18 protein-coding genes are annotated in these 20,638 nt (G+C 59.7%); all 18 read right to left on the bottom strand.

What is annotated here, in order from left to right; genetic code table 11:
* Positions 1 to 47: 47 nt before the first annotated feature.
* The gene (gene rpoD, locus AADW57_RS07400) at positions 48 to 2,270 is read right to left on the bottom strand and encodes an RNA polymerase sigma factor RpoD (RefSeq protein ID WP_341669410.1); all 2,223 of its coding nucleotides are present in this window, start codon (positions 2,268 to 2,270) and stop codon (positions 48 to 50) included.
* Positions 2,271 to 2,525: 255 nt separating this feature from the next.
* Positions 2,526 to 4,541, bottom strand: coding sequence for a DNA primase (gene dnaG / locus AADW57_RS07395; RefSeq protein ID WP_341669409.1), 2,016 nt, complete (start codon positions 4,539 to 4,541; stop codon positions 2,526 to 2,528).
* Positions 4,538 to 4,750 carry a 30S ribosomal protein S21 gene (rpsU, locus tag AADW57_RS07390; RefSeq protein WP_266124966.1) on the bottom strand — a complete coding sequence of 71 codons (213 nt, stop codon included), beginning with the start codon at positions 4,748 to 4,750 and terminating at the stop codon, positions 4,538 to 4,540. The genes dnaG and rpsU overlap by 4 nt, the downstream gene beginning before the upstream one ends.
* Positions 4,751 to 4,875: 125 nt before the next feature.
* Positions 4,876 to 5,421 carry a phosphoribosyltransferase gene (locus AADW57_RS07385; protein WP_341669408.1) on the bottom strand — a complete coding sequence of 182 codons (546 nt, stop codon included), beginning with the start codon at positions 5,419 to 5,421 and terminating at the stop codon, positions 4,876 to 4,878.
* Between the two features lie 151 nt (positions 5,422 to 5,572).
* Complete coding sequence (locus AADW57_RS07380) at positions 5,573 to 6,868, bottom strand: adenylosuccinate synthase (protein ID WP_341669406.1); 1,296 nt, start codon at positions 6,866 to 6,868, stop codon at positions 5,573 to 5,575.
* Positions 6,869 to 6,942: 74 nt separating this feature from the next.
* Positions 6,943 to 8,100 (bottom strand): ATP phosphoribosyltransferase regulatory subunit, encoded by a 1,158-nt coding sequence (locus AADW57_RS07375; RefSeq protein WP_341669405.1) that lies wholly within the window; start codon positions 8,098 to 8,100, stop codon positions 6,943 to 6,945.
* A 168-nt stretch (positions 8,101 to 8,268) separates the two neighbouring features.
* Positions 8,269 to 9,162, bottom strand: coding sequence for a protease modulator HflC (hflC, locus tag AADW57_RS07370; protein WP_341669668.1), 894 nt, complete (start codon positions 9,160 to 9,162; stop codon positions 8,269 to 8,271).
* Positions 9,163 to 9,171: 9 nt separating this feature from the next.
* The gene (hflK, locus tag AADW57_RS07365) at positions 9,172 to 10,488 is read right to left on the bottom strand and encodes an FtsH protease activity modulator HflK (protein ID WP_341669403.1); all 1,317 of its coding nucleotides are present in this window, start codon (positions 10,486 to 10,488) and stop codon (positions 9,172 to 9,174) included.
* Positions 10,472 to 11,560: a GTPase HflX gene (gene hflX / locus AADW57_RS07360; RefSeq protein ID WP_341669402.1), complete on the bottom strand. Its 1,089-nt coding sequence runs from the start codon at positions 11,558 to 11,560 to the stop codon at positions 10,472 to 10,474. Before hflX ends, hflK begins: the two co-directional genes overlap by 17 nt.
* Positions 11,561 to 11,638: 78 nt before the next feature.
* Entirely contained in the window at positions 11,639 to 11,875 is a 237-nt protein-coding gene (hfq, locus tag AADW57_RS07355; protein ID WP_341669401.1) for an RNA chaperone Hfq, read from the bottom strand.
* 112 nt (positions 11,876 to 11,987) lie between these two features.
* Positions 11,988 to 13,073 (bottom strand): histidinol-phosphate transaminase, encoded by a 1,086-nt coding sequence (hisC, locus tag AADW57_RS07350; RefSeq protein WP_341669400.1) that lies wholly within the window; start codon positions 13,071 to 13,073, stop codon positions 11,988 to 11,990.
* Positions 13,073 to 14,431, bottom strand: coding sequence for a ribosome biogenesis GTPase Der (der, locus tag AADW57_RS07345; RefSeq protein WP_341669399.1), 1,359 nt, complete (start codon positions 14,429 to 14,431; stop codon positions 13,073 to 13,075). Before der ends, hisC begins: the two co-directional genes overlap by 1 nt.
* Positions 14,428 to 15,615, bottom strand: a complete 1,188-nt coding sequence (bamB, locus tag AADW57_RS07340) for an outer membrane protein assembly factor BamB (protein WP_341669398.1) — start codon at positions 15,613 to 15,615, stop codon at positions 14,428 to 14,430. The genes der and bamB overlap by 4 nt, the downstream gene beginning before the upstream one ends.
* A gap of 3 nt (positions 15,616 to 15,618) precedes the next feature.
* Positions 15,619 to 16,254 (bottom strand): YfgM family protein, encoded by a 636-nt coding sequence (locus AADW57_RS07335; protein ID WP_341669397.1) that lies wholly within the window; start codon positions 16,252 to 16,254, stop codon positions 15,619 to 15,621.
* 2 nt (positions 16,255 to 16,256) lie between these two features.
* The gene (gene hisS, locus AADW57_RS07330; protein WP_341669396.1) at positions 16,257 to 17,540 is read right to left on the bottom strand and encodes a histidine--tRNA ligase; all 1,284 of its coding nucleotides are present in this window, start codon (positions 17,538 to 17,540) and stop codon (positions 16,257 to 16,259) included.
* Between the two features lie 43 nt (positions 17,541 to 17,583).
* Positions 17,584 to 18,870 carry a flavodoxin-dependent (E)-4-hydroxy-3-methylbut-2-enyl-diphosphate synthase gene (ispG, locus tag AADW57_RS07325; RefSeq protein ID WP_341669395.1) on the bottom strand — a complete coding sequence of 429 codons (1,287 nt, stop codon included), beginning with the start codon at positions 18,868 to 18,870 and terminating at the stop codon, positions 17,584 to 17,586.
* Positions 18,867 to 19,355 carry a helix-turn-helix domain-containing protein gene (locus AADW57_RS07320; RefSeq protein ID WP_341669394.1) on the bottom strand — a complete coding sequence of 163 codons (489 nt, stop codon included), beginning with the start codon at positions 19,353 to 19,355 and terminating at the stop codon, positions 18,867 to 18,869. The genes ispG and AADW57_RS07320 overlap by 4 nt, the downstream gene beginning before the upstream one ends.
* Positions 19,352 to 20,500, bottom strand: a complete 1,149-nt coding sequence (gene rlmN, locus AADW57_RS07315) for a 23S rRNA (adenine(2503)-C(2))-methyltransferase RlmN (protein WP_341669393.1) — start codon at positions 20,498 to 20,500, stop codon at positions 19,352 to 19,354. The genes AADW57_RS07320 and rlmN overlap by 4 nt, the downstream gene beginning before the upstream one ends.
* Between the last annotated feature and the right edge of the window lie 138 nt (positions 20,501 to 20,638).

Here is a 20,638-nt window from a genome sequence, read left to right as displayed (position 1 = left end):
AAACCGGCCACAAGGGCCGGTTTCTTTACATGGCATCAAACAAAGAACTACTGGCTTTCCAGGAAGCTCTTGAGTTTGTCTGCGCGGCTGGGATGGCGCAGCTTGCGCAATGCCTTGGCTTCTATTTGACGAATACGCTCACGGGTAACGTCGAACTGCTTGCCCACTTCTTCCAGGGTCTGGTCAGTGCTCATTTCGATACCGAAACGCATACGCAATACCTTGGCTTCACGCGGAGTCAGAGAATCGAGCACGTCTTTGACCACTTCGCGCATGGAACCGTGCAGGGCAGAATCCGAGGGCGACACCGTGTTGTTGTCCTCGATGAAGTCGCCCAAGTGCGAATCGTCATCGTCGCCGATGGGCGTTTCCATGGAGATGGGCTCTTTGGCGATCTTCAGGATCTTGCGAACCTTGTCCTCGGGCATGTCCATCTTCAAGGCCAGCGTCGCTGGATCGGGCTCGACGCCCGTTTCCTGCAAGATCTGGCGATTGATGCGATTCATCTTGTTGATGGTTTCGATCATGTGCACCGGAATACGAATGGTGCGCGCCTGATCCGCAATGGAACGCGTAATGGCCTGACGAATCCACCAGGTCGCGTAGGTCGAGAACTTGTAACCACGACGGTACTCGAACTTGTCCACGGCTTTCATCAAGCCGATATTGCCTTCCTGGATCAAATCCAGGAATTGCAGGCCACGGTTCGTGTACTTCTTGGCAATGGAGATCACCAGACGCAGGTTGGCCTCGGTCATTTCGCGCTTGGCCTTGCGGGCCTTGGCTTCGCCGGTGGTCATGCGTTTGTTGACTTCTTTCAGATCCTTGAGCGGCAACACGACGCTGGTCTGCAGGTCGATCAGTTTTTGCTGAACTTCCTGGATGGCAGGAATATGACGCTCCAGAATGGACGCATAGGGATGACCGGCAGCAACCTCGTCCACCACCCAATTCAGGTTGGTCTCGTTACCGGGGAAGGCTTTGATGAAATGCGCGCGCGGCATATCGGCGCGTTCCACACAGATATTCAAGATCTCGCGCTCGTGCGCGCGCACCACCGCCACCTGCTCACGCATGGTGTCAGCCAGCTTCTCGACCATCTTGGCCGTAAAGCGGATACCCATGAACTCGTTCAGGATGGTTTCCTGGGCCTGCACATAACCGGCGCTCTTGTAGCCTTCGGTCTCGAAGGACACGCGCATCTTCTCGAACCATTCGCCGATGATGTCAAACTTCTTGAGCGACTTGTTGCGCAGATACTCGATCTGCTTGCTGCTCATGCCGCCTGCCGGGCCTTCGTCCTCGTCCTCGGCCGAGACGCCCGAACCGGCGTATTCTTCGCCCTCGTCGTCCACCAGGCCATCCACGACTTCGTCGATCTGGATCACGCCCTCGCGCACGCGCTGCACATAGGTCAGAATTTCGTTGACCGTGGTCGGGCAGGCGGCAATGGCCATGACCATATGCTTGAGGCCGTCTTCGATACGCTTGGCGATTTCAATTTCGCCCTCGCGGGTCAGCAGTTCGACCGAGCCCATTTCGCGCATATACATGCGCACGGGATCGGTGGTGCGGCCGAAATCCGAATCCACGGTGGTCAGCGCCGCCTCGGCCTCGTCCTCGACGTCGTCGTCGCTGGAGGCCATAGGCGCGTTATCGCTCATGAGCAGGGTATCGGCATCGGGTGCCTGGTCATAGACCGAGATGCCCATGTCGCTGAAAGTGCCTATGATGCCATCGATGGCCTCGACATCCACCAGGTCATCGGGCAGATGGTCGTTGATTTCGCCATAGGTCAGGTAGCCGCGATCCTTGCCCAGCTTGATCAGGGCCTTGAGGCGATTGCGCCGCGCTTCCTGTTCTTCGGGGCTGAGCTGACCACGCACGCCGAATACGTCTTTTTCGACCTTGGCGCGCTTGGCACCACGTTTGGCCACTGGCTTGAGATCGGGAATGACTTCCTCGTCGCCCATGTCCTCGTCGTCCACGAAATCGATGCCGTCGTTATTGGCGTTCTTGGCGGGACGTCCGCGCCGTCCGCCCCCAACGGCCTTGGCCGCCGTCTTTTTGGCGGCGGCTTTCTTGGCAACGGTTTTTTTGGCTGCGGCTTTCTTGGCTGCCTTCCTGGCAGGCGCTGCGCCTGGTTCCCCGTCCTCGAGGAAATCATCGAGGTCTACCGAACTTGAAGCCCCTGATTTTGCCGTTGCGGCCAGGGTTGTCTTGCCAGACCGAGAGACCGTCGTCGAGGTTTTACCAGTCGTTTGAGTCATAATTTCTTCCATAGACGCCAATTACCCCTGTGGTACCAATATGTAGCCACCGAGTCGTACAGGCCAGAACCTGATATGCGCGCGCTGTCATCCGGCCGGCTCTTGGGCGTGCTGCGCCAGCGAACCCGGCGTGATTTAATCCCTGGCTCGACGGCTCAAGGCATGATGTGGTTCGCAACCCGCTACCCGCCGCATTTGCCCGCGTGCCAGAAATACATCTGGCCGGATGCAAACACAACACATAAACCTAATATTTTACTTCACTTGCCGAGTATAAGCAGCATTCAACAAAGCGATGCGGCGTGTCAATTCCTGATAACGCTGACGCTGCTCAGGCTCGCGCAATCCTGTCTCCACCAGCAAGGACTGTTCAGCCTTGATGGCATCGAGTTCAATGCGGCGCAAGGCGTCGCGCCATTCGCCTTGCGGATCAGGCAGCTCGTCCTCGCCCAACAGCTCTGTAGCCAAAGCCTGCAGCACAGGAGCCAGGTCGGAGTCAGCATCAACCGCTTGTTGCAATGCCCCCGCATGTCGGGCCGCGCTGATATTGATCAAGGCAATCAGCTCCTGCACAAGACGCAAATGGGGACTCTGGGCCAGAATTTCAAGTTGCTGGTCGCCCAGGCTAGCCACCAGCGCCGGATGCGCAATTAGCAGGCGTAGCAAACGCTTGGCCATCGGCGTAACGGCCCGGCTGCCCATGACTGGCGGCGGCCCCTGGCGCTGCTTGCCTTTTCCCGTGCGCCATTCCCTTTTTTCCCGCGACGGTGCCGATGGCGGCGCTTGCCAATCCTGCGGCTCCTGCCAGTCATCTACAGGAACGCTGTCGGCAAAGGAACCGTCAAAACCATCGAAGCCATCGAAACCGCCGTCGAACTCAGGCACATCGCCTGCGGTGAGCGGCTCGGACGGCACCGGCGCACGAGGCACCAGACCATCTTGCGCAGGCGGTTTGTCGGCCTGGGGACGACGCGGCGGCTCCACCGTGCTCAGGCGCTGCGCCAGCTCGTCAGGCGTCAACAGCACCATTCGGGCAAATTCGTGCTGAATCTGCACTTTCAAGGTACTGTCCGCCAACTCCGTCAGCATGGGCAAGGCTTCATGCACGCAGGCCGCACGCCCCTCGGCTTCGTCCATGCGATGGCGCGAGGCCAGCTCATCCAGAAGAAAACGCGACAAAGCGTAAGCTTGCTGAGCCTGATCCCTGAAAGCCTGGGCACCGAACTCGCGCACATAGGAATCCGGATCGTGCTTGTCAGGCAAAAACATAAAACGGATGGAGACATCATCGCGCACCAAGGGCAGGCACGTATTGAGCGCCCGCCAGGCCGCCTTGCGGCCGGCCGCATCACCATCAAAGCTGAACACCAGCCTGTCGCTGGCCCGCATCAGCTTGGTAATGTGGTGCTCGGTCGTGGCAGTTCCCAATGTGGCCACGGCGTTATGCAAGCCGTGCTGGGACAATGCCACCACGTCCATATAGCCTTCCACGATCAGGACAAAGCCTTCCTGGCGTATACCCTGCCGCCCCTCCCACAGGCCATACAGCTCATGCCCTTTGGAGAACAAGGTGGTTTCCGGCGAATTCAGGTACTTGGGTTCGCCTTTCTCGATCAGGCGACCGCCAAAACCGATGATGTGGCCCTTGGCATTACGGATCGGGAACATGATCCGGGAACGAAAGCGGTCGTAGCGACGGCCGTCTTCGGACTCGATGACCAGGCCGGACTCGACCAGCTGATTATCTTCGTACTGCGTAAATACCGTGGCCAGGCCACGGCGCTCCGCCCCTGTCCACCCCAAGCCGAACCGCGCGGCCGTCTCGCCGTCCAGGCCACGACGCTTCAGATAGTCGATGGCGATAGGCGATTGCTTCAGTTGACGCAGATAATGCGCCTGGGCGGTTTCAAGAATATGGTGTTGACGAGTCAGTTCGTCCTTGCGGCGGGCATCAGCAGCCCTTTGCCGCGGCGAACGCTGCGCTTCGGGTACAGTCATGCCGGCAGACGCAGCCAGACTGCGTACGGCCTCGGGGAACGACGCCCCCGTATGCTCCATCAGGAACGATATGGCTGATCCGTGGGCCCCACACCCAAAGCAATGATAAAACTGCTTGGTAGGGCTGACCGTGAAGGAAGGAGATTTTTCGTTGTGAAAAGGGCATAGGCCAAGCAAGTTGGCCCCGCCTTTGCGCAACTGCACATATCGCCCGACGACATCAACGACATCGACACGGGCGAGCAGTTCCTGAACAAATGATTCAGGAATCAATACAAGCGTGGAGGCAGCTGCTGGCTACGAATGCGTTTGTAGTGACGCTTGACAGCGGCGGCGTGCTTGCGCTTGCGCTCGGCCGTTGGCTTTTCGTAGAACTCGCGCGAACGCAACTCGGTCAACAGACCGGTTTTTTCGATCGTGCGCTTAAAGCGACGCAGTGCAACCTCGAAAGGCTCGTTTTCTTTCAGGCGAACAATAGGCATGTAATCCCTGGCCTTGTAAATTAAAGGGTTAGCGTAACAGACAGCCCAAAATCATAGCACGATTGCCGGCCACGGCCAAGCAAGGCGCAATCTGGGCTGTCCACCGTATGTCTGGATCAAAAAGCTCAAGCCTGCGCAGGACCCTTGCGCATCCAGGCATCAAGCTGATGAGGACGAATGCTATCGTAGTCCTCAAAGGGCTGATGAATCCAGGGGTTTGTCGGCAATTTGGACACGTAGTAGTCCGGCTCCACCTGCGCGTGGCCTTTCCACCACAAAACAGCCGTTTTCAGCTCCGTAATAGCAGGAAACTGAGCACGCAGATGATCGCGCACGCGCATGAAGGTCTTGCCCGTATCAACCATGTCGTCGACCAACAGGACGTTGCCGTCCAGCGTTCCACGCGTAATGGTAATGTACTGGGCAATATCCAGATCGCCCTGCTCCGTGCCGGCCGCTTCGCGGTAGCTGCTGGTGGCCAGAATGCCCAGAGGCACATCGTAAATGCGCGAAATGACATCGCCCACTCGCATTCCACCCCGTGCCAGGCAGACGATTTTCTCGAATTTCCAACCGGACTCGTGAATGCTCAGGGCCAGTCGCTCGATCAGGCGATTGTACTGGTCCCAGGAAACCCACTCATCGGTATCGGTATTTGGGGGCAGACTCATATGTATTCCAGATATAGATGCAATAGCTGCGCATTGAACGCCTGCGGGAGAGTCTGGGCAGGCCGCGCAGCGTCCAGAACGACAAAGCGGCCCAAAGGCCGCTTTGTACGCACCGTACAACGGTGCAAGGCATTATACCGCGAGAATGCGCTTATTTGGTGAACGGATCACGCAGAACAATGGTTTCGTTGCGATCCGGCCCCGTCGAAACCATATCGATAGGCACGTCGCAAATCTCGGCAATGCGTTCCAGATAGCGACGCGCATTGATAGGCAGCTTGTCGTAGTCGGTCACGCCCACGGTGGATTCGGTCCAGCCGGGCATCTCTTCAAGCACAGGCTCGGCTTCGGCCACGGCATGCGCGCCGTAAGGCAGCACGTCCAGGAATTCACCCTTGTAGCGATAGCCCACGCCGATCTTGATCTGTTCCACACCGTCCAGCACATCCAGCTTGGTAATGCACAGACCAGAGATGCCATTGATCATGACCGAACGCTTCATGGCGGCGCCATCGAACCAGCCGCAACGACGAGGGCGGCCGGTGACCGAACCGAATTCCTTGCCGACCGTGGCCAGGCGCATGCCGGTGTCATCCAGCAACTCCGTGGGGAATGGGCCCGAACCCACGCGCGTCGTGTAGGACTTGGCAATACCCAGCACATAGCTCAGCTCCTGCGGCCCCACGCCGGCACCGGCAGAAGCCGCGCCCGACAGGCAATTGCTGCTGGTGACAAAGGGGTACGTGCCGTGATCGATATCCAGCAGCGCGCCCTGCGCCCCTTCAAACAGCAGCTTCTGACCAGCCTTTTTGGCCAGGTACAGATTATTGGACACATCTGCCACCATCGGCGCCAACTGCTCGGCATGTTGCATGGCCAGGTCGCGCACTTGCTGGGCCGATACAGCTTCGGCACCCAGGTACTGGGTCAGTACAAAGTTGTGATAGTCCAGGGCCTCGGCCAGCTTCTCGTCGAAGATGGCGTGGTCGTACAGGTCCTGCACGCGCAGCGCGCGTCGAGCCACCTTGTCTTCGTAAGCCGGCCCGATGCCACGACCTGTCGTGCCGATCTTGCCATCGCCCTTGCGCTTTTCGCGGGCCTGATCCACTGCGATGTGGTAGGGAAGAATCAACGGGCAGGCAGGCGAGATCTGCAGGCGCGAGCGCACATCCAGACCGGCGGCTTCAAGCTCGGCGATTTCGGTCAGCAGCGCTTCGGGAGAAAGCACCACGCCATTGCCGATATAGCAGGTTACATGCGCGTGCATGATGCCCGAGGGGATCAGACGCAGAATGGTCTTTTTGCCATTGATCCACAAAGTATGGCCGGCATTGTGACCGCCCTGGAAACGAACCACGCCATGCGCGGACTCGGCCAGCCAGTCTACGATCTTGCCTTTGCCTTCGTCACCCCACTGGGTGCCGATCACCACAATGTTTTTGCTCATGTCTAGTATCAGAATAAAGGAGGCCGGCACCGTGCCGGACCGAAAACAATCACCTGCGCAGCAAGCCGCCCGGCTTACAGCGCCCTAAGCTGCCACTGACCGTCCAGCGAAACAAGTTCGCGGTCGATCACGAATTCATCCAGACTGAGCTCCTGTCCGGGCAACATCTGGATGACAATTTCGCCGCTCTGGCGCAAACGCTTGAGCGCCTCAATCAGGTCGGGCTGATTACCCCATGGTGCCCGGACTGCGCGCGCGGCCTGAGCCGGCGGCAAGCCGGCGGACAATTTGCGCAAATCCAGACTGAAACCCGTGGCGGGACGCGCCCGCCCATACACGCGGCCTATACCGTCGAAACGGCCGCCGCGCACCAGCGCGTCGTGCCAACCTTCGGCATAGACAGAAAAAACAAGGCCCGAGTGATAGGCATAGCCGCTGCCGATATCGGCCAGATCGACGGTAATTTCGTGGCCGGGCGATGCATCGATCAGCGTGCGCAGGCTGCTCAGCGCCTCGCGCACTTCGGGCGCATCGGGCAACAAGGCTCTGGCCCTGTCCAGCACACTGGCATCGCCGTACAGCGAAGTCAGAGCAAGCAGATAACGCGTGGTTTCAGGCAGACAACCGGAATCGCGTCCCAGCGCATGAATGCCCGACACATCTTTGGCGTTAAGCAGTTCGCACACATCGGCCACGCGGCTCTTTAGCACGGGATCGCGTTCAATCAGAAAACGCCCCAGACCTGGATAATTCAGATCCAGGCGCGGGTGATGCACGCCGGCCTGGGCGACGCTGGCCAGCGCCAACTGAATGATTTCCAAGTCGGACTCCACCCCGGCATGGCCGAAGATCTCGGCACCGATCTGCAGCAATTCGCGGTCGGACAGCAGGCCCGCAGGCCGCGCATGCAGCACCGAACCGCAATAGCACAGACGAGTCACGCCTTCGCGATTAAGCAAGTGGGCATCGATACGCGCCACTTGCGGAGTCATGTCCGCACGCACACCCATAGTGCGACCGGATATCTGATCCACGACTTTGCTGGTGCGCAGATTCAGGTCCGTGCCCGATACGGCCTGCAAGGACTCCAGATATTCCACCAGTGGAGGGGCGACCAGCTCGAACCCATGGGTACGATACAAGTCCAGCAGATGGCGGCGCAACTCTTCGATGCGGCGCGCCTCGGCGGGCAGGATATCGGCCAGGCTCTCTGGCAACAACCAATTGGACATACACGTGCCTCGAACTACTTGATAGACGAAAGTTCCAGCCAAACAAAAAGCGACTTGGGGCTGTAAGCCGCCCAAGTCGCCTGCGAAGTGGTGTTAGTAACTTACACGATAGTATAAACGATCAGGGCCGCCGGGGGAACACCCGGCGGCCCTGATGCCTGCTGACAGTTAGCGGCCGCTTGCCGTTTCAGCCTGTCCGCTTGGATTTCTCCAGTAATTGAAGAATTCCGAATCGGGGCTGATGACCAGCGTATCGCCTTCCTTGCCAAAAGCGCCACGATAGGCTTCCAGGCTGCGGTAGAAACGATAGAACTCCGGATTCTTGCTGTAAGAGTCGGCATAGATCGAGGCTGCCTGACCATCGCCCTGCCCGCGCACGGCTTGGGCCTGCGCATAAGCGTCAGCCAGCAATTCCTGGCGCTGACGATCGGCTTCGGCGCGGATGCGCTCGCTCTCGGCCGCACCGGTTGCACGCAAACGATTCGCTTCTTGCGTACGTTCGGCCTCCATGCGGCGATACACGGATTCGGAAATCTCGGGCGAGAATTCGATGCGGCGCAAACGCACGTCCACGACCTCGACACCCAGCGGACGCGCCCGGGCCTCAACTGCCGTCAGCACTTCGCGCATGATGGCATCGCGCTGCGTGGACACCACTTCCTTGACGGTGCGCACGTTCACGGCCGCGTTCAATGCATCGCGGATCTGAGCCTGCAGACGCTCTACCGCGCCGCGGTCGCTGGAACCGAAGGTGACGTAGAACAGGCGCGGATCGGAAATACGCCATTTGACGTACGAGTCGATCAGCAGGTTTTTCTTTTCGGCCGTCTGGATACGCTCCGGATCTTTGGTTTCGATAGTCTGCAAGCGCTTGTCCAAAAGAACCACGTTCTCGAACGGAGGCGGCAACTTGAAATACAGACCGGGACTGGTAATGGTGCCACGCACCTCGCCCAGGGCAAAGACCAGCGCGGCATCACGCTCGCGCACGACAAACACAGAGGACAGCAGCAGCCCGATGATTACCGCCAGGGCCACCAGAGCAGGAAATAAACGTTGCATCATGCTCTCCTAGCGTGCATATGGGGAATAAGGGCTAACCAACGAGCCCAGCGACGTGTCCATACCGGCCGGATTGGCAACCGCAGGTGCCTTGGCAGGCGCAGCCGGAACCGCGCGCGACGGCGAACCTTGAGCCGCCGCGGCAGCGGCCGGAGTGGACGGCTCCACGCCCGGCAAGCTGCCGGCTTGACGCACGATCTTGTCCAATGGCAGATAGATCATGTTGTTGTCGCTGCGTGTGTCGACCAGCACCTTGCTGGCGTTCTCCAGGATCTGCTGCACGGTGGACAGATACAGACGGTCACGCGTGACGCCGGGGGCTTTCACGTACTCGGCTTCCACGCTGGAGAAACGAGCCGTATCACCCTTGGCGTCGCCCACCACCTTGGCCTTGTAACCCTCGGATTCCTGCAACATGCGGGCCACTTGACCCGCCGCTTCGGGCAACACCTTGTTGGCGTAGGCCTGGCCTTCGTTGATCTGCCGTTCACGGTCCTGACCGGCCTTGACGGCATCGTCGAACGCCGCCTGCACTTGTTCGGGCGGCTGCACGTTCTGGATGGCGACCGTGCTGATCTGTATACCCGTACGGTAGCGGTCCAGAATGGACTGGGCCAATTGCTGCACGTCGGCTGCAATCTGCGTACGGCCGGAGTACAGCACCGTGTCCATCGGCTGCTTGCCGACCACTTCGCGCATAGCCGTCTCGGCGGCTTGGCGTACGGATTCGTCGGGGTCGACGGTATTGAACAGATAGTCCGGCGCGCCAGTAGGCAACAAACGGTATTGCACCACATACTGCATGTCGACGATGTTCTCGTCGGTGGTCAGCATAAGGGACTCGGGGAGCACCTTGTTGCGGGCATTGCCACGATAACCGACCTCGAAGGTGCGCAGCTGCGAAATATTGACGGTCTGGTGATCCTCGATGGGATTGGGCCAGCGCCATTGCAGACCGGGGTTCAAGGTCTTGGTGTATTCGCCAAAACGCGTGACCACCGCCACCTGCCCTTCCTGGACAATGGTAAAGCCGCTGGCCAGCCACAGACCGAACACCACCACGCCGCCCAGCACGAACAGCTTGGGCGAACCTTTGGGCATGGACGGGCCGCCCGCGCCGGGAGGCATGCCGCCACCGGGAGGGGAACGGCGGCCTTTGCGGCCGAACACGGAACCCAGGCGGTTATTGAAATCGCGCCACACCTCGTCAAGGTCAGGCGGGCCATCTTGTTTCTCGGGGCGGCGAGGCGGCTCGGAATCGTTCTTGCCGTTGTCTCGCCCCCAACCGGGATCATTGAGATTGAATATTTTATTGTTCAGACGCATTGTTTTCCGCGAAGTGACCTGATTCGACGATTGCCGTACGCAATCCATCCAATCCGATGCGCTCTAGAGCGCTAACAAAGACTCGGGCAATAGTACCATGTTCATCCCGCTCCACCCGTGGCTCATAGCCGGCCTGATCGATTTTGTTGTAGACCAGGATACGGGGGATGCCATGTGCGCCGATGTCCTCCAAAACCTTGTGGACTTCAGCGATCTGCTCGTCGCGCTGCGGACTGGCCGCATCCACGACATGCAACAGCAGATCGGCATGAATCGTTTCTTCCAGGGTTGCCCGAAAGGCGGCGATCAAGGTGGGCGGAAGTTCGCGAATAAAACCCACCGTATCGGAGATGACCACCTGCCCGGCCCCTTCGATCCAGACGCGACGCGTGGTGGTGTCCAGGGTGGCGAACAGTTGATCGGCCGCGTAAGCCTGGGCACGGGTCAGCGCATTGAACAAGGTCGACTTGCCGGCGTTGGTATAACCCACAAGGGACACCGACAGCGTATCGCCACGCGAACGCGCGCGCCGCTGTGTGCTGCGCTGGCGCTGTACCTTGTCCAGCCGTTCGCGCAAGGTCCGTACCTTGGCACCGATCATGCGCCGGTCCATCTCTAACTGCGATTCGCCCGGGCCACGCATCCCTATGCCCCCGCGCTGACGTTCCAGGTGAGACCACATGCGCGTCAGACGCGAGGACAGATGCTGCAACTGAGCCAGCTCGACCTGCAGCTTGCCTTCGTGACTTTGTGCGCGCAGCGCGAAAATATCCAGAATCAGCGCGACCCTATCGACCACGCGCAGCTCGAACTGGCGTTCCAGGTTGCGCTGCTGGGCGGGACTGAGCGCCCGGTCGAACAGAACAATCTGGGCATCGGCGGCCTTGGCCAAGGCCACGGCCTCTTCCAGCTTTCCAGTGCCGATGAAATAGGCGGGATCGGGTCTGGCGCGGCGCACGATCAACATCTCGACGATCTGGGCACCGGCCCCTTCGGCCAGCATCACGAACTCGTCAGAGTGCGCCTGGAAGTCCAGTTCCCCCATGTCGACACTGATGACAAGAGCTTTCATGGGAGGCTCCAGAAAGAAAGACCCGTCTGCGGATACCGCAAGACGGGTAATTCGAGGCGCGAAGAAGGCAGAATGGAATTACTCAGCCTGATCATCCGCTGCCAAGGTGACAGGACGAGCAGGAACGACAGTGGAGATCGCGTGCTTGTACACCATTTGGGTGACGGTATTGCGAAGCAGCACCACGTACTGGTCGAAGGATTCGATCTGGCCCTGCAGCTTGATGCCATTGACCAGGTAAATCGAAACAGGAATATGCTCCTTGCGCAGCGCATTCAAAAACGGGTCTTGTAGTATTTGCCCTTTGTTGCTCATTGGTGAGGCTCCAGTTATGTTGTTATTCCAGAGTGGAAGCGAATGCTGATACTTTACCGGGTTTTCCCTCAATCCGCATCCGCCAGACTGGACATTTTTGTGTAGCGGGGGACTATTTTACGCCCTGCTCCAGGATTTGACGCAAACTGGCGCAAAGGCGTTCGCACTGCTCGGGCGAACCTACGGTAATACGCAGATATTGCTCGATGCGCGGTTGACGAAAATGCCTGACCAGTATGCCTTGCTCTCGCAATGCTTTCTGTATGCCGGATGCCGGATATGCCGGATGGGTGGCCATCAGGAAATTGGCCTTGGAAGGCAGAACCTGAAACCCCAGTTTCTCCAGATCGGCGCGCAATTGTTCTCGCGCGTCGATCACCGCCTGGCACTGGCGCTTGAAATACTCGGGATCACGCAACGACGCCAAAGCGCCAACCTGAGCCAAGGTGTCCAGAGGGTAGGAGTTGAAACTATCCTTGACCCGTTCCAGGGCTTGGATTATTTCGCGCCCCGCCAAGGCGTAGCCCACGCGCAAGCCGGCCAGGGCGCGCGACTTGGACATGGTCTGGATAACGACCAGGTTGTCGTAGCGCTCCAGCAGACCCACCGCCGACTCCCCGCCGAAGTCCACATAGGCCTCGTCCACAACAACCGTAGTGTCGGGGTTGGCGCTTAATATGGCCTCGATCTGATCCAGGGGCAAAGGAATGCCCGTAGGCGCGTTCGGGTTGGCAAAAATAATGCCGGCCGGCTTGAGTTTGCGTTCACGCAGATAGTCTTGCACGTCCAGCGTGAAGTCCTCGCGCACCGGCACGATATCGGCTGGTGCGCCAAAGTACGAGCAATACGTGGTGTAGAAACTATAGGTAATGTCGGGCAACAGCACCGGGCGCACGCCGCGCAGGAACAAGGCGCTGAACACATGGGCCAGCACTTCGTCCGAGCCATTGCCCAGAAACACATTTTCCGGCTGCACACCATGCGCGTGCGCGACCGCCTCGCGCAGTTCCTGCGCGCTGTAGGAAGGGTAAAGGCGCAGATCGTCCGTCGCCGCTTGGCGGATGGCCTCCAACACATGAGGCGACGGACCGAAAGGATGTTCGTTTGTGTTTAGTTTCAAGAGCTTATCCAGCTTGACCTGCTCTCCCGGCACATATGGCGACAGCTCTGCAACATGGTCGCTCCACAAACGGCTCATCACGCTTCCTTCAGGTAAGGGTTCTTAGAAGATTTGAACTCGATGCGCAACGGCGTGCCTTCCAGCTTGAAAGCTTCGCGGAAACGCGTTTCGAGATAACGACGATACGAATCCGAAATGGCATCCAAGGCATTGCCGTGAATGACCACAATAGGAGGATTCATGCCGCCCTGATGAGCATACCGCATCTTGGGACGGAAAATGCCCTTGCGCGGTGGCTGTTGTTGTTCCACCGCTTCCTGCAAGACCCGCGTCAGCTTGGGAGTAGACAATTTGGAAAATGCAGCGGCGTGAGCGGCATTGACCGACTTCAGCAAAGGATTGATTCCCTGCCCTTTCAAGGCCGACAGCGTGTGCATCTTGGCAAAGTTCAAGAATCGCAATTTGCGATCGAACTCGCGCTTGATCCATTCACGCTGGTATTCGTCCAGGCCGTCCCATTTATTGATGCCGACCACCAGGGCGCGGCCGGTTTCCACCACAAAGCCGGCAATGCTGGCATCCTGGTCGGAAATTTCGGTGTGCGCATCGATCATCAGCAGCACGACGTTGCAGGCCTCGATTGCTTGCAAGGTCTTGATGACCGAGAACTTTTCGACCGCCTCGAACACTTTGCCGCGCTTGCGCAGACCCGCCGTATCGATCAGGGTGTACTGCACGCCGTTACGCTCGAATTCGATCTCGATGGCATCGCGCGTGGTGCCGGGCTGATCGAAGGCAATGACTCGCTCCTCGCCCATCAGCGTATTGATCAGCGTGGATTTGCCCACGTTGGGCCGCCCCACAATCGCCAATTTGATGCGATGCTGGAAATCGTCCTCGTCCTGCTCATCGTCCTCGACGATAGGCGCGGGTACTTTCTCCAGGGCCAGATTGATCAGCTCTTCGACGCCGTCGCCGTGCGATGCGGAAATCAGGTAAGGTTCGCCCAATCCCAGTTCGTGGAATTCGACACCCCCTGCTCCATGCCGCATGCCTTCGGCCTTGTTGACCGCCAGCAACACCTTCTGTCCCAGCTTGCGCAGCAACTGCGCAATTTCCAGATCCAGGGCATTGACGCCTTCGCGGGCATCCACCAGAAAAACAACGACATCCGCCTCGGCGATAGCCTGCTGGGTCTGGCGAGCCATCTCCAACAGCATGCCTGTCTTGGCGACCGGCTCGAAACCGCCCGTATCCACGACGATATACGGACGACTGCCGACGCGCCCTTCGCCATAATGGCGATCGCGGGTCAGGCCAGGGAAGTTTGCCACCAAGGCCGAGCGAGAACGCGTCAGGCGATTGAACAAAGTGGACTTGCCCACATTGGCCCGGCCTACCAGGGCCACGACGGGCTTAAAGGAAACGCTTTTCAATTGATTCCAACCAAAACCAGATTACCGTTGCCCGTCTGGACAAGAACGCCGCGCGCCGTGCCCACCAAAGGAGAGACAATGGCACCGCCGCCGACGCTGACGCGCCCAAGCAATGTACCGTCCACGCGGGAAAGGAAATGAACATAGCCTTCGTGATCGCCCGCGGCCAATGCCTGGGGAACGACGGCCAAGGGTGCCAGACGGCGATTGCGCAGCGCATCCTGCGTCCAGATGGTCTGCCCGTCAGCCAAGGCAAAGGCCTCCAACTTGTCGCGGCTGTCGGCCGCGTAAATCATGTGATTGTCCGAGGCCACGCCGGTGCCGACGGCAAAGCCGCGATCCCAGACCAGACGTCCGCCCTGGGAGACATCAAAGCAAGCGACACGACCTTGATAGGTAGCGCCGCACAACAGCGGGTCCACCACCTGGGGAGCGCCGACCACATCGTTGATGCGCTCCAGGTCGGTCGCACCGCGCGACACCGAAATACTGCCTTCCCACACCACTGCGCCATTGGCCGCGTTGATGGCCATCAGACGTCCATTGGGCATGCCGGCCAACAACAGACCGTCGACAATGCGCATCTGCATGCTGGTCTTGAGCGACAGGGCCGGACCGGGGCGCTGCAGACTCCAGCGGACATCGCCCGTACTGGCGTCGAAAGCCTGCAAGCGATAGTCGCTGGTGCGCACCACCACCACGCCCGCGCCCACAGCTGGCGGCACATTGACAGCGCTGCTGGAGCGGCTGCGCCATAGTTCCTTGCCGGTATCATCAAATGCAATCACATGGCCGTCCAGAGAGGCGACCGCCGTGACCGTACCGTCCGACCCCGCGCCTGCAGTCAACTTAGTGCCTGCGTTGCCTGTCCACATGGTGCGGCCACTGTTCAAATCCAGCTTGGTGACCTGGCCCGAGACCGTTGCCGCATACACATCCGTTCCCAGGACCTGCGGGGCAAAACCCGAATCCGCCCCACTGCCTATGGACGTATTCCACACAATGGAAGCCGAAATGCCGGGCGCATACTCGGTCAAAGGAGCCGGCTCGAAACGCGGATCGGTACTGGAAAACATGGAGCAGCCCGCCACCGCAGCCAGGCTTAGCGACAGGGCGCTCAGGCGCAGAACACGGCCAAGACGGGAAAGGGAAGGCTTGGTGCTGCGAAAAGAGTGGGCAAACATCGATTAGGCTCCTGCCAATGCGTCGAGCTTGATCTGCACGACCTGCGAGATGGGATCATTCTTGAGCAATTCCACGGCCTGGCTCCAGGCCTGGCGCGCCGCATCGTTCTGGCCTTGCGCAGCCAGAATATCGCCCTTGCGGTCGGCAAACAGACCGGCAAAGCTGGCCGGCGGATTATTCAACTGAGCCAGGGCGTCGTCGTATTTTTTCTGTTCCAGCAAGACCCCTGCCAGGCGCAGACGCGCCAGCGGCGTCAAGGCCTTGTCATGGTCGGCCTTGACCAGCCACTCCAGTTGCTCACGCGCGCCGTCCAGATCGCCGCGCTGCTGCAGAGCCTGCGCGGCGACCAATACACCACGCGACGTATAGGCAGACTTGGCGAAGTCGGCGCGCAAGGTGCTGCTGGCAGCCTTGATGCGAGCATCCGATTCTTCGCCGGGCTGAGCGGCGGCACCTTGCAGTGCCTCGAAATACCCCATCGCCTGAGCCGCCTGATGCCCCTGATACCACTGCCAGCCACGCCAGCCGGCGACGGCGGCAACCAACACAAAGGCCGCTACGATGCACAAGGTGCCCCAGCGTTCCCACCATGCCCGCATGGCATCGAGTTTTTCCTGTTCTTCAAGATCGTAGGCCATGCTTAAATCCTTGCTGACAAAACGTTGGCGAGTTCATTGAAACCCACAGACTGCTGCTGCTCGGTGCCCTCTTGGGCCCTCAGCCACTTGACGCTGGCTTGCCCGTTCTGGAGCTCTTCTTCGCCCAAAATGACAGCCACACGGGCACCGCTGGCATCCGCGCGCTTGAACTGCGACTTAAAGCCGGACGAACCGGCATGCACGATCACATCCAGGCCCGCATCACGCAACTGCTCGGCCAGCAAGGCCGCCTTGCGCTGGGCCGCTTCGCCCTGATGCACCATATACACTTGGCATTCGGACGCCTCGAGCGGCTGGGCATCCTGCGAGCACAGGTCCAGCAAACGCTCCATGCCGATAGCAAAGCCCACGGCCGGAGCCGGTTTGCCGCCCATCAGCTCGATCAGCCCATCGTAGCGACCGCCGCCGCAGACGGTTCCTTGGGCACCCAGACGATCCGTGACCCACTCGAACACTGTCAGGTTGTAATAATCCAGGCCGCGCACCAGCCGCGGGTTCAAGGTATAGGCAATGCCCGCATCGTCCAGACGATCACATACGCCCTTAAAGTGGGCGCGGGATTCGTCGCCCAGGAAGTCGAACAGCCGCGGCGCGCCATTGGCCATGTCCTGCATGGCCGGATTCTTGGTGTCCAACACCCGCAGCGGATTGGTGTGCATGCGACGACGGGCCTCTTCGTCCAGCACATCGATGTGCGCTTCCAGGTGCTGGATCAGAGCGGCGCGATGCGCAGCCCGCTCCTGCGCCTGCCCCAAGGAGTTCAGCTCCAGGCGAATATCATTCAAGCCCAGCTTTTTCCACAGACGTGCCAGCATGACGATCAGCTCGGCGTCGATGTCCGGACCTGGCAGGCCCAGCGCCTCGACATCGATCTGGTGGAACTGACGGTAACGGCCACGCTGAGGGCGTTCGTGCCGGAACACGGGTCCGAGCGCATACACGCGATGCGGACGGTCGTAGAGCAGATTATGTTCGATGGCGGCACGCACCATGCCGGCGGTGAACTCGGGCCGCATGGTCAGCTTGTCGCCATTGAGAGAGTCGGTAAAGGAATACATTTCCTTTTCGACGATATCGGTAACCTCGCCAATGCCGCGCGCGAACAATTGCGTATGCTCGAGAACGGGGGTGCGCATATTGCGGTAGCCATAACTGGCCAGCCATTCGCGCACCAGCCCTTCCAGGGCCTCCCATTGGGCGCTTTCGCCCGGCAAAGTGTCTTTCATGCCCGTCAGGGCGCGGAGCTTTTGAAACTGCTGCGTCATAATTCTGGTAGTTTGCCCGCCGTCTGGATGACAGGACTGTTGATCAAGCCGTCGATGCCTTGCCGTAGCGGCGTTCGACGTAATTCTGCACGATGGCCTGGAATTCCTGAGCGATAGTATCACCCTTCAGGGTAACCACACGTTCGCCGTCTACATAGACCGGCGCGGACGGCACTTCGCCCGTACCCGGCAGGCTGATGCCTATGTCGGCATGGCGGCTTTCGCCGGGTCCGTTGACCACACAGCCCATGACAGCGACGTTCATGGTTTCCACGCCCGGATACTGGTCTTTCCAGACCGGCATCTGATCGCGCAGATAACTCTGGATATCGTTGGCCAGTTCCTGGAACACCGTGCTGCTGGTGCGCCCGCAACCGGGACAGGCCACAACCATAGGCGTGAAAGCGCGCAGCCCCATGGTTTGCAGGATTTCCTGGGCGACGATGACTTCGCGAGCCCGATCCCCGCCAGGCTCTGGAGTCAGCGAAATGCGTATGGTATCGCCTATGCCCTGCTGCAACAGCACAGACAGCGCAGCCGTCGAGGCCACAATCCCCTTGCTGCCCATACCTGCCTCGGTCAGGCCCAGATGCAGCGCATAATCGCAACGGGCCGACAGGTCCTGGTAGACAGTAATAAGATCCTGCACATGGCTGACTTTGCAAGACAGCACGATGCGGTTACCGGACAAGCCCAATTCTTCGGCGCGCTGCGCATTACTGATGGCCGATACGACCAGCGCATCGCGCATGACGGCCTGCGCCGTCCAGGGATGGGCGCGGGCATTGTTTTCGTCCATCATGCGCGCCATCAGCTCGTGGTCCAGGCTGCCCCAATTCACGCCGATGCGCACGGGCTTATCGTAGCGGCACGCCACCTCGATCATTTTGGCGAAGTTGTCGTCGCGCCGCTTGCCACCGCCCATATTGCCGGGATTGATGCGGTACTTGGACAGGGCCTGAGCACACTCGGGATAGTCTGCCAGCAGCTTATGGCCGTTGTAATGAAAGTCGCCGACCAGAGGCACATTGACGCCCATGCGATCCAACTGTTCGCGGATGGCCGGCACCTCGCGGGCAGCTTCAGGCGTATTGACGGTGATGCGCACCAACTCGGAGCCGGCACGCGCCAGTTCCTTGACCTGAATGGCAGTGGCAATGGCATCGACCGTATCGGTATTGGTCATCGACTGCACCACCACCGGGGCCGAGCCGCCCAATTGCACCACATGATCCGCCCAGCGCACCTGTACGCCGCGCGTTACCCGTTTAGGCTGGGCACCGACCGGCAAAGGCTGGCAAGACGAAGAGACAAGGGTTTCGTTTGTCATGACTTCAGACCTTTGAGCCAGTCGAACACCAACCAGGAGTCGGGAACCCAGCCCCGATCAATGGCATAAAAACCGGCGACCAGCAAAAACACGACAATAATCAGCAGCCAGCCCCAGGAAAAACCAGAGCGGGATTCGGAATACAAGGACAATTCAGTACCGGCCAGACCGGCACCCGGCGCACTGCGCGGGACGGGCTTGGGAGCGCCTGCATCGCTGACCTGGCTCTCCAGCATGGTCAGCACGGCAGTGCCGTCGGCCTCCAGAAAGCGGGCGTAATTGCGTACCATGCCGCGCAAAGACTGCCCGCCCGGCAACTGGTCCCATTGTTCTGCTTCCAGGGCCTCCAGCTGGCGAACCGAAAATTTCAGACGCCCGGACACATCGGCCAGGGAATATGCCTGGGCCTGGCGCAGTTCGCGCAAGGTCGGGCCCACCCCGGACACCGGGGCAGACTGGCTGGAAGAGGACAGGGTCTCGCTCATGCACGTTCCTGTTTGATTTGAATGACTGCGCGATCCGGCAAGCGCTGCTCGATGCGGGTACGGTCGCGGATATCGCCCGCAAGCTGCCCACAGGCAGCGGCGATATCGTCGCCGCGGGTCTTGCGCACTGTCGTCACGACTCCGCCGTCCATCAACATCTGGGCAAACTGCTTGACCCGAGCATGCGTGGAGCGTTTCAGGCCAGATTGCGGGAAAGGATTGAACGGGATCAGATTGAACTTACAGCGCACCTGGCGGGCAATGTCCAGCAGTTCCCGGGCATGCTGATCGGTGTCGTTGATCCCGTCCAGCATAATGTATTCAAATGTAATGAAGTCGCGCGGCGCACGCTCCAAATAACGGTTACACGCAGCCAGCAATTCGACCAGCGGGTACTTTTTATTGAGCGGGACCAAACGGTCGCGCAGTGCATCGTTGGGCGCGTGCAGCGAGACGGCCAATGCGACCGGGCAATCCTGCGCCAACCTGTCCATCATGGGAACAACCCCGGACGTGGACACGGTAACGCGACGGCGCGACAGCCCGTAGGCGTTGTCATCCAGCATCAGGCGCAAGGCCCCCAGAACCTGATCGTAATTGAGCAGCGGCTCACCCATGCCCATCATGACTACATTGCTGATGACGCGGGACGTTTCGCCGGCGGCCTCGCCAATTCGGGCGGTTTCGGGCGCGTCCATCAAGGCGCGGCGCGCAAACCACAACTGGCCAATGATCTCGGCCGTGGTCAGGTTGCGGTTAAAGCCCTGATAGCCGGTAGAACAAAAAGGACAGGCCACCGTACAGCCGGCCTGACTGGAAATACACAAGGTGCCGCGATCGTCCTCGGGAATAAAGACCGCTTCGACGGCGTTGTCGCTGCCGACATCGAACAGCCACTTGCGTGTGCCGTCGGCAGACAGATGTTCGTGGGACATGCTGGGCGCGCTGACCACGCAATGCGCCGTCAACTGTTCCCGGAACTCGCGCGCCAGGTCTGTCATTTGCCCGAACTCGTCTTGCTGACGCTGGTGTATCCAGCGCTGCAGTTGCCGCGCGCGAAAGGGCTTGCCCCCCCACTGGGCGACAAGATCAACGAGTTGCTCCGGGCCCATGCCCAGAAGATTGATAGGTTCGAGCGATGACATAGAAAAATAATACCCCCACGCTGCGCAGGCTAACGCCCGCTTGCTGTCCGCCACGCGGCTTGCATGCCGCTTGCATGGACCAGACACAGGACAATCCTAATAAGCATCCTGTGTCCGGGTTCACCTCCCTCGCGGGAG

This window comes from Alcaligenes sp. SDU_A2, from assembly GCF_038237375.1.
In the GTDB taxonomy this organism is placed as follows: domain Bacteria; phylum Pseudomonadota; class Gammaproteobacteria; order Burkholderiales; family Burkholderiaceae_B; genus Alcaligenes.
Note: the sequence above shows the minus strand (reverse complement) of the source record. Positions and strands in the feature narration are given on the sequence as shown.

Excerpts from the sequence above, each read along its gene's own strand:
- rpoD (WP_341669410.1), bottom strand. The coding sequence starts at position 2,270 with ATGACTCAAACGACTGGTAAAACCTCGACGACGGTCTCTCGGTCTGGC.
- rpsU (WP_266124966.1), bottom strand. The coding sequence starts at position 4,750 with ATGCCTATTGTTCGCCTGAAAGAAAACGAGCCTTTCGAGGTTGCACTG.
- AADW57_RS07385 (WP_341669408.1), bottom strand. The coding sequence starts at position 5,421 with ATGAGTCTGCCCCCAAATACCGATACCGATGAGTGGGTTTCCTGGGAC.
- AADW57_RS07380 (WP_341669406.1), bottom strand. The coding sequence starts at position 6,868 with ATGAGCAAAAACATTGTGGTGATCGGCACCCAGTGGGGTGACGAAGGC.
- AADW57_RS07375 (WP_341669405.1), bottom strand. The coding sequence starts at position 8,100 with ATGTCCAATTGGTTGTTGCCAGAGAGCCTGGCCGATATCCTGCCCGCC.
- hflC (WP_341669668.1), bottom strand. The coding sequence starts at position 9,162 with ATGCAACGTTTATTTCCTGCTCTGGTGGCCCTGGCGGTAATCATCGGG.
- hflK (WP_341669403.1), bottom strand. The coding sequence starts at position 10,488 with ATGCGTCTGAACAATAAAATATTCAATCTCAATGATCCCGGTTGGGGG.
- hflX (WP_341669402.1), bottom strand. The coding sequence starts at position 11,560 with ATGAAAGCTCTTGTCATCAGTGTCGACATGGGGGAACTGGACTTCCAG.
- hfq (WP_341669401.1), bottom strand. The coding sequence starts at position 11,875 with ATGAGCAACAAAGGGCAAATACTACAAGACCCGTTTTTGAATGCGCTG.
- hisC (WP_341669400.1), bottom strand. The coding sequence starts at position 13,073 with ATGAGCCGTTTGTGGAGCGACCATGTTGCAGAGCTGTCGCCATATGTG.
- bamB (WP_341669398.1), bottom strand. The coding sequence starts at position 15,615 with ATGTTTGCCCACTCTTTTCGCAGCACCAAGCCTTCCCTTTCCCGTCTT.
- AADW57_RS07335 (WP_341669397.1), bottom strand. The coding sequence starts at position 16,254 with ATGGCCTACGATCTTGAAGAACAGGAAAAACTCGATGCCATGCGGGCA.
- hisS (WP_341669396.1), bottom strand. The coding sequence starts at position 17,540 with ATGACGCAGCAGTTTCAAAAGCTCCGCGCCCTGACGGGCATGAAAGAC.
- ispG (WP_341669395.1), bottom strand. The coding sequence starts at position 18,870 with ATGACAAACGAAACCCTTGTCTCTTCGTCTTGCCAGCCTTTGCCGGTC.
- AADW57_RS07320 (WP_341669394.1), bottom strand. The coding sequence starts at position 19,355 with ATGAGCGAGACCCTGTCCTCTTCCAGCCAGTCTGCCCCGGTGTCCGGG.
- rlmN (WP_341669393.1), bottom strand. The coding sequence starts at position 20,500 with ATGTCATCGCTCGAACCTATCAATCTTCTGGGCATGGGCCCGGAGCAA.